The following is a 6,864-nucleotide window of genomic DNA, read 5'->3' as shown; positions in this document are numbered from 1 at the left end:
ATCATGAGCTTAAAGCTCATGACCCTTCTCATCAGTCCTAAATTTTGGAGACCCTCAAAAAATTATCTTTTTAATATCTATTTAAAAAAAAAAGGAATCATGAGCTTAAAGCTCATGACCCTTCTCATCAGTCCTAAATTTTGGAGACCCTCTTAAAATTATTTTTTCATTTGTTTTTGAGCTTGTTTTTGCGCTTTTTGCATGTTGCTCATAACTTGATTGATTTTTTTACGAGATGGTTTTTGTCCCATTTGACTCATCATACTCATAACCATATCTTCGTTAATTTGAGGATTTTTTTCCATGTAGTTCATGAAATTACGTCTTGCTAGGTAGAAACCTCCCACAACACCGACAAGTAAACAAATTGCTCCAACTAAAATTGTAACTGCAGTTGCACTCATTGTTAATTTCCTTTCTTCTTAGGAGTTATATCTTCTCCGTTTTCATTAATTACTTTTGTATTATCTAATATGTTTCTCATATTAGCTTTAAAATTTTGTAAATATAATTGTCTATATTTAGCTAATTCTTCTGATTCTTCAGCCGTTAATTCACGCTCTTTTTTTGTAGCGTTAAGTGAATTAATTCTAGCAATAACTTCTGTCATTTCCATATTATTATACACTCATTAACTCATCTTGTTTTTCTTTAGTAACTTTATCGATTTCAGCAACGAATTTATCAGTTACTTTTTGAATATCATCAGAATATCCTTTTAAATCATCCTCAGTAATTTGAGAAGCTTTTTCTAATTTTTTCATTGCATCCATTGCATCACGACGAACATTACGTACAGCAACTTTGGCACCTTCAGATTCTTTACCTACTAATTTAGCAAGTTCTTTACGACGTTCCTCAGTTAAAGCTGGGAATACGATACGAATAACTGATCCATCATTTGAAGGATTTAATCCTAAGTCAGATGCTTGAATAGCTTTTTCAATATCTCCTAATAAAGTTTTTTCATATGGAGAAATAACAAGCATTTTTGGTTCTGGTACAGATACCCCTGCTACTTGGTTAATTGGAGTTGCAACTCCGTAGTAATCCACTGTTAATCTATCTAAAACAGCTGCACTTGCTTTACCAGCTCTAATTGACGCTAATTCACGACGTAAGCTAGCTATAGCTTTTTCCATTTTTTCGTTTAAATTATTCATTATTTGTTCAGGCATAATTGTAAACTCCTAATATATATTTTATTCAATAGTTGTTCCTAGATTAGAATCAGAAACAACTTTAACAATATTTTCTGCATCATCTATTGAAAAGACAATAATTGGCAGGTGATTATCCATACAGAATGTAATTGCTGTAGAATCCATTATTGTTAACCCTTTGTTCATAATATCCATGTATGATAACTTATCATATTTAGTTGCTGTGCTGTCAAGTTTTGGATCAGCAGAGTAAACACCATCAACTCCATTTTTACCCATTAAAATAGCTTCAGCACCGATTTCTTTAGCACGTAATGCTGCTGTTGTATCTGTTGAGAAATATGGATTTCCAATTCCAGCTGCAAATATAGCAACACGACCTTTTTCTAAGTGTCTAATTGCACGTCTTCTAATATACGGTTCAGCCATTGCTTTCATTTCAACTGAGGTTAAAACACGTGTATCTACACCTTTTTGTTCTAATGAATCTTGTAATGCTAATGAGTTCATAACTGTAGCTAACATCCCCATTGAGTCAGCTGTTGCGCGTTCCATCCCTAGCTCTTCACCAGTTTTTCCACGCCAGATGTTTCCTCCACCAACAACGATAGCAACTTCTACCCCTTGTTTTACTACCTCTACAATTTGAGAAGTTATTTTTGTAACAACTTCAGAATCAATTCCGAATCCTTTTCCACCTGCTAGTGCTTCACCACTTAGCTTATATAAAACTCTTTTATATTTAGTAGCCATTTCTATCCTCCTAATAAATTACAGACATTATTGTTTCTACTATATCAATTTTTTAAAAAAGCACACACAAGAAGTGTGTGCTTAACCTCTTTTAATAGTATATATTAAATAGAGAATTATTATTTGCTAGCGTTAACTTGGCTCATTACTTCTTCAGCAAAGTTATCTTCTTTTTTCTCGATACCTTCACCAACTTCGTAACGTACGAATTTAGCAAGTTTTCCACCTTTTGATGCTACGAATTTTTCAACAGTGAAACTATCGTCTTTAACGAATTTTTGTTTAACAACTGTGATTTCTTCTAGGAATTTGTTAATTCTACCAACGATCATTTTTTCAACGATGTTAGCAGGTTTTCCTTCGTTTAATGCTTGCTCAGTTAATACTTTTTTCTCGTGCTCAAGTACATCAGCTGGTACTTCGCTTTCATCTAAGTATTTAGGAGCTAAAGCAGCGATGTGCATTGCAACATCTTTAGCTGCTTCTTCATCAGTGCTTCCTTCAACAAGAGTAAGAACACCAATTCTTCCTCCCATGTGAGAGTATGCACCGAATGCATCAGCGTCAGATTTAGTTACAACTTCAAATCTTCTTAATGAAAGTTTTTCACCAATTGTAGCGATACCTTCGTTAATTACTGCTTCAACAGTTCCACCTTGAGCTTCTACTTGAAGAGCTTCTTCTAAAGTTGCTGGTTCAGCTGCTAAGATAGCTTCTGCAACATTTTTTACTAAAGCAACGAATTTTTCGTTTTTAGCAACGAAGTCAGTTTCTGAGTTGATTTCTAAGATAACAGCTTTGTTACCTTTAACCTCGATGTAAGAAAGACCTTCTGCAGCGATTCTGTCAGCTTTTTTAGCTGCTTTAGCGATACCATTTTCTCTTAGGTAATCGATTGCCGCATCGATATTTCCATCTGTTTGAGTTAGTGCTTTTTTACAGTCCATCATACCAGCACCAGTACGTTCTCTTAATTCTTTTACCAAACTAGCTGTAATTTGTGCCATTTTGATTTGCCTCCGTTATTTTATTATTAATTTTTTTAATTTATTTTTTAATCTAAAATTATTCTTCAGTTGCTTCTACTTCTTCAGAAACTTCTTCAGTTTCTTCGATATTACCTTCGTTGTAAGCTACAAAAGCGTCTGCCATTTTAGCTGTTAATAATTTAACCGCACGGATAGCATCGTCGTTTGCAGGGATTACGTAATCAACATCATCTGGATCACAGTTTGTATCTACGATACCTACTACAGGGATTCCTAATTTTTTAGCTTCAGCAATTGCGTTGTGCTCTTTCTTAGGATCTACTACGAAGATTGCATCTGGCATACCTTTCATTTCACGAATTCCACCTAAGAATTTAACTAATTTGTCATATTCTTTTCTTAATTCGATAACTTCTTTTTTAGGTAGTACTTCGAATACTCCATCAGCTTCCATTTTTTCAATTTCAGCGATTCTGTCAATACGTCCTTTAATTGTTTTGTAGTTAGTTAAAGTTCCACCTAACCAACGGTGATTGATGTAGTATTGACCACTTCTTTCAGCTTCTTCTTTAATAGCATCTTGTGCTTGTTTTTTAGTACCTACGAATAACATTTTTCCGCCTTGATCAGCAACTGATTTTACGAATTCGTATGCTTCATCAACTTTCTTAACTGTTTTTTGTAAGTCGATAATGTAGATACCGTTTCTTTCTGTGAAGATGTATTTATCCATTTTAGGGTTCCATCTTCTTGTTTGGTGACCGAAGTGTACACCAGCTTCTAATAATTGTTTCATTGAAATAACTGCCATAGTTATTTTCCTCCTTGGTTTTTTCCTCCGACATTCTCTAAGCTTACTGCAAACATAAATGCACCGAGCAGCTACTCAAATGTCGTGTGTTATATTTTTGTTGAATTTCACTCAACTTTATTAATTATATAGCATTACCAACTAAAAATCAAGTATTTTAATAAAAATCCTACTAACAATTATCTTCTATTTATACTAAATAATTTTTAAGTACTTCTTATTAATCATTCTTCTATTTATATATCTACATATTATGAAATTATTTCTTTTTTTTCACATTAATCAAAATTATTTCGGTTAAGAACTTGATTTTTTTATAAAGTAGTATTATAATTTATTAGAACGTAATTATTACGAATAACGGAGGAATATTACAAATGAATAAATTTTTAAAATTAATTTCAGTTGTTGCTGCATTCGCCCTTCTTTTAGTCGGATGTTCAAGCAAAACTAATTCTGGAGCTTCTAACTCTGGAAATAAAACGAAGATTGTTACTTCAGTAAACTTTTATGCAGAAGTAGCTAAGAGTATCGCAGGAGATAAAGCAGAAGTTTCTTCTATTATAACTTCTACATCTGTAGATCCACATGATTTCGAACCAACTGCTCAAGATGCCAAAACTGTCGCTGATGCTAATATCGCTATTTTAAATGGTGGTGGCTATGATTCATGGTTTGAAAAACTTACCGCTAACAGTAAAGACATCAAAAAAATTGATGGTGCTAAACTACTAGGACTTAAAGATGGAGAAAATGAACATATCTGGTACAATCCTGAGGTAATGAGCAAAGTAGCAGACGAACTTACTAAAGTTTTATCAGAAAAAGATTCATCTAATAAGGCACTATACGAAAAAAATAGAGATAATTACAAAAAAGAACTTTCTAAAATTACCGATAAAATTAATGCATTAAAAGAAAAAGCAAATGGGAAATCAGTATTAACAACAGAGCCTGTTTTCGAATATGCTGTAGACGCTTTAGGATTTAAAACAACTGACCAAGTTAAAAAATTAGCACAGGCTACTGAGGAAGGTAACGACCCTGCTCCACAAGATTTAAAAACAATCCAAGAGCAAATAAAATCTAAACAAATATCATTAATCGTTAATAATGTTCAAACTACTAATAAAACTATAGAAGGATTAATTCATCTTGCTGAACAAAATAAAGTACCTGTACTTAATGTAACAGAAACACAACCAGATGGAAAAACTTATATAGAATGGATGTTAGACCAATACAATAAACTAGAAGAAATTCTTAACGGTGGTTCTGGTGAAAAAGCTTATCACGTAGAAGGAGCTTCTGAAGGTCACTCTCACGACCACGGTCACGAAGGTCATTCTCATGAAGGCCACTCACATGATGATCATGATCACGATCACGAAAAAGAACATAAACATTAATACGAAGATTAAAAATTAGTCTTCACATATTATAAATATGTAGTATAATATAAAGAAGAGATTCTAAATCGTATCTCTTCTTTTTTATATTAAAAATAAAAATTTTAAATTTACTTAGGAGATTTTATGGCTGAACTTAAAATAAAAAATCTCACTTATTCAATAGGAGATAAAACAATATTAGATAACATTACGTTTTCTGTTACTTCAGGAGATGTTGTTGCTGTTGTTGGAAAAAATGGTGTTGGTAAAACAACATTATTAAACAATATATTAGAAAAATTAAATAAAACTAGCCAGATTACACTTGTTGGAGAAAATCCAACTCTTGGATATGTACCTCAGTTCAGACAGATAGATGAAGAACTTCCCTTATCTGCCGCTGACTTTGTATCACTCCCTATTCAAAAAGGATTTTTACCATGGCTAAGCAAAAAAGAAAAAGCAAGTATTAAAGAAGCACTAGAATTAACAAATTCAATAAAACTTCAAAATAAATCTATAGGTACTCTCTCAGGTGGTGAAAAACAACGTGTATTTTTAGCACAAGCATTAGTAAATAAACCAAATCTACTACTTCTTGATGAGTTTACATCAAATTTAGATAAGACTAGTGAAATTGAATGTATGACTCTGGTTAAAGAAATTACAAAGAAAGAAAATATCATTACTCTTTGTATAACACATGAACTATCACTTATCGATGAAAAATACGTTGATAAAATACTCTATCTCGAGGAAGGTTGCTTCAAATTTATTAGTATAGAAGATTACAATATAGAAAAAAATAATCTAAAGCTATGCAAACATTATGTAGGAGATAACAATTATGCTTAATTATGATTTTATGCAGAATGCCTTTATAGCTGGAACTATTGTAGCTGTAATGGCAGGCTATATCGGTGTGTTTGTAATGGCTAGAAACATGTCATTTATCTCACACACACTTTCACATGTTGGGTTCGCTGGTGCAGCCTTCGCTGTTTTCTTAGGTATTAACCCAATTTACGGGCTATTAATATTCACTATTACTATGTCTTATCTAGTAGGTCATCTAAGTGTGAAAGCATTTAGACGTGAAGCTACAGTAAGCGTAATGTTAGGAATATTCTTAGGTTTAGGATTATTATTCCTATCACTAACACCTAAAAGTACAAGTTATGTTAACAACATTCTGTTCGGTAGTGTTGTTTCAATTACTAGAGATGATGTAAAATTGATATTTACACTAGCACTTGCTGTAATACTATTACTTTCTATCTTTTATAGAAAAATCAAATTTGATTCTTTCGATGCAATTGGCGCACGCGCCTTAGGATTAAATGGGAAATTTATTTCAATATTTTTCTTAGTTTTACTCTCAGTTGCAACTAGTATTACAGTACCTGTAGTAGGAGCATTATTAATGTTCGTCCTACTGACAGTTCCAGCTAGTGCAGCAAGATATCTTACTAATAAAGTAGGTCTAATGATTGCTATATCGATATTATTCGCTCTAATTGGTACATGGGCAGGGATTACTCTTTCATATTACACTTCCCTACCTACTACTTTCTTTATAGCAACTATAGAAGCATTATTTTACTTTTCTAGTTTAGGTTACTATAATCTAAAGAGAAAATAATAAAATATAAAATCAACTACTGTTACTATAACATTTTATAGTAACAGTAGTTCTTAATTATCCCTCTAAAAATGTTTTATAACCAAAAAAACACCCTAGTTTTATTTCTAAAACT

General features: G+C 32.3%; 9 protein-coding genes. 3 read left to right on the top strand and 6 right to left on the bottom strand.

The genetic code is table 11. From position 1 onward, the window contains the following. Nucleotides 1–158 precede the first annotated feature (158 nt). The 6 genes from ACO6OL_RS07285 to rpsB all read right to left on the bottom strand — a co-directional run bounded on the left by ACO6OL_RS07285 (nt 159) and on the right by rpsB (nt 3,716). On the bottom strand, nt 159–404 hold the full coding sequence (locus ACO6OL_RS07285; RefSeq protein WP_294682792.1) for a YneF family protein: 246 nt from the start codon (nt 402–404) through the stop codon (nt 159–161). Nucleotides 405–406: 2 nt separating this feature from the next. Further along, a complete protein-coding gene (locus ACO6OL_RS07280; RefSeq protein WP_485502665.1) occupies nt 407–616 on the bottom strand; it encodes a DUF896 domain-containing protein in 210 nt (69 codons plus the stop codon). A gap of 4 nt (nt 617–620) precedes the next feature. Beyond that, the gene (gene frr / locus ACO6OL_RS07275; protein ID WP_314161050.1) at nt 621–1,178 is read right to left on the bottom strand and encodes a ribosome recycling factor; all 558 of its coding nucleotides are present in this window, start codon (nt 1,176–1,178) and stop codon (nt 621–623) included. Nucleotides 1,179–1,202: 24 nt separating this feature from the next. Continuing rightward, nucleotides 1,203–1,916: a UMP kinase gene (pyrH, locus tag ACO6OL_RS07270; protein ID WP_314161049.1), complete on the bottom strand. Its 714-nt coding sequence runs from the start codon at nt 1,914–1,916 to the stop codon at nt 1,203–1,205. A gap of 119 nt (nt 1,917–2,035) precedes the next feature. Beyond that, nucleotides 2,036–2,923 (bottom strand): translation elongation factor Ts, encoded by an 888-nt coding sequence (tsf, locus tag ACO6OL_RS07265; protein ID WP_314161048.1) that lies wholly within the window; start codon nt 2,921–2,923, stop codon nt 2,036–2,038. Between the two features lie 58 nt (nt 2,924–2,981). Next, nucleotides 2,982–3,716, bottom strand: a complete 735-nt coding sequence (rpsB, locus tag ACO6OL_RS07260) for a 30S ribosomal protein S2 (protein WP_294682802.1) — start codon at nt 3,714–3,716, stop codon at nt 2,982–2,984. A 377-nt stretch (nt 3,717–4,093) separates the two neighbouring features. Between rpsB and ACO6OL_RS07255 the strand changes: the two genes are divergently transcribed. The 3 genes from ACO6OL_RS07255 (at nt 4,094) to ACO6OL_RS07245 (ending at nt 6,749) form a co-directional block, all read left to right on the top strand. Next, a complete protein-coding gene (locus tag ACO6OL_RS07255; RefSeq protein WP_314161046.1) occupies nt 4,094–5,125 on the top strand; it encodes a metal ABC transporter solute-binding protein, Zn/Mn family in 1,032 nt (343 codons plus the stop codon). Nucleotides 5,126–5,251: 126 nt separating this feature from the next. Next, nucleotides 5,252–5,962, top strand: a complete 711-nt coding sequence (locus ACO6OL_RS07250; RefSeq protein ID WP_485502664.1) for a metal ABC transporter ATP-binding protein — start codon at nt 5,252–5,254, stop codon at nt 5,960–5,962. Continuing rightward, nucleotides 5,955–6,749, top strand: coding sequence for a metal ABC transporter permease (locus ACO6OL_RS07245; RefSeq protein WP_485489482.1), 795 nt, complete (start codon nt 5,955–5,957; stop codon nt 6,747–6,749). Before ACO6OL_RS07250 ends, ACO6OL_RS07245 begins: the two co-directional genes overlap by 8 nt. Nucleotides 6,750–6,864: the final 115 nt, after the last annotated feature.

The organism is Gemella sp., assembly GCF_057272915.1.
This window is presented reverse-complemented; position numbering and strand designations above follow the sequence as displayed.